The organism is Massilia mucilaginosa (assembly GCF_011682145.1).
GTDB classification, from domain to species: domain Bacteria; phylum Pseudomonadota; class Gammaproteobacteria; order Burkholderiales; family Burkholderiaceae_D; genus Telluria_A; species Telluria_A mucilaginosa.
Genome location: NZ_WHJH01000139.1, coordinates 1 through 1,600, shown reverse-complemented (window position 1 = coordinate 1,600; position 1,600 = coordinate 1). Strand labels below are relative to the sequence as shown.

Annotated in this window: 1 protein-coding gene; it reads left to right on the top strand. The window is 67.8% G+C overall.

Going from position 1 to position 1,600, the window contains the following annotated elements; genetic code table 11:
- Positions 1 to 1,600, top strand: a 1,600-nt coding sequence (locus F2P45_RS34135) for a toprim domain-containing protein (protein WP_166882645.1), incomplete at both ends; no start/stop codon positions are given.

Sequence of the window (1,600 nt, the reverse complement as noted above, 5' to 3'; positions counted from 1 at the left end):
CCGGAGGCGCTGGCCTACCTGAAAGCGCGCGGGCTGGACCACCCCGAGCTGATCGCGCGCTTCAAGCTGGGCTACGCGAACCGCACCCTCGGCCTGCGCCTGCCGACGCGCGATCGCCAGGCCGGGTTCGACATCCGCAGCCGCCTGCAAAAGGTGGGCATCTACCGCGAGAGCGGCCACGAACACTTCAACGGCTCGCTGGTGGTGCCGGTGCTGGACGGGGACGGTAACGTGCTTGAGGTGTATGGCCGCAAGATCCGCGACGATCTGCGCAAGGGCACCCCGAGCCACCTGTACCTGCCCGGCCCGCACCGCGGCGTGTGGAACGAGCGGGCGCTGGCCGAATCGGGCGAGATCATCCTGTGCGAGGCGCTGATCGACGCCATGACGTTCTGGTGCGCCGGTTTCACCAACGTGACCGCCGCCTACGGCGTGGAGGGGTTTACCAGTGACCACCTTGCCGCGTTACGGCGTCACGGCACGCGCCGGGTGCTGATTGCCTACGACCGCGACGACGCCGGCGACCGGGCCGCGGACAAGCTGGCGGTCGAGCTGATCGCCGAGGGCATCGAATGCCTGCGCGTGCGCTTCCCGAAGGGGCTGGACGCGAACGCCTACGCCCTGAAACTAACGCCCGCGCACCAGAGCCTGGGCCTGGTGCTGCGCCAGGCGGAGTGGATCGGCCGCGCGCCCGACATGGACACGGAGCCGCTGCCGGTGATCGCCATGCCGGCCACTACCGCCGTTCCCGACGTTCCCGCCGTTCCTTCAGCCGCTGGGGTTGACGTTGCCGCCGCCGCTGTCGTCGCGCCGCCGCCGGCCACCGACGACGAACTGCTGATCACGCAGGGCGACCGCCACTGGCGCGTGCGTGGCTGGAAAAAGAACCTGTCGCCGGAGCAGATGCGGGTCAACCTGCAGGTGCGCAGAAGCGCGGCCGACGGCGCTCTTGAAAGCTACCACGTCGACACGCTGGACCTGTACGCGGCGCGTGCGAGGGCCGCGTACATCAGGCAGGCATCCATCGAGCTTGGCCTGCTTGATGACGTCGTCAAGCGCGACATGGGGCATGTGCTGCTCCAACTGGAAACCCTGCAGGACGAAGCGATTCGCGCATCGGTCCAGCCCAAAAACAAGGTGCCGCCGCTGTCGGCCGACGAGGAGGCGGCGGCGCTCGCGCTCCTGAAATCGCCCGACCTGGTAGCACGCATCGTGCTTGATATGGAGCGCTGCGGCGTGGTGGGCGAGGCGAACAACCTGCTGGCCGGCTACCTGGCTGCCATCTCGCGCAAGCTCGATGCGCCGCTGGCGATCCTGATCCAGTCGTCCAGCGCGGCCGGCAAGTCGAGCCTGATGGATGCGGTGCTGGCCATGGTGCCGGACGAGGAACGGATCCAGTACAGCGCCATGACGGGCCAGAGCCTGTTCTACCTGGGCGAGAACGACATGCAGCACAAGATCCTGGCGATTGCGGAGGAGGAAGGCGTGCGCCAGGCGGCGTATGCCTTAAAGCTGCTGCAGTCGGACGGGGAATTGACGATGGCCTCGACCGGCAAGGACGAGGTGACGGGCAACCTGGTGACCAAGCAGTACCGCGTAA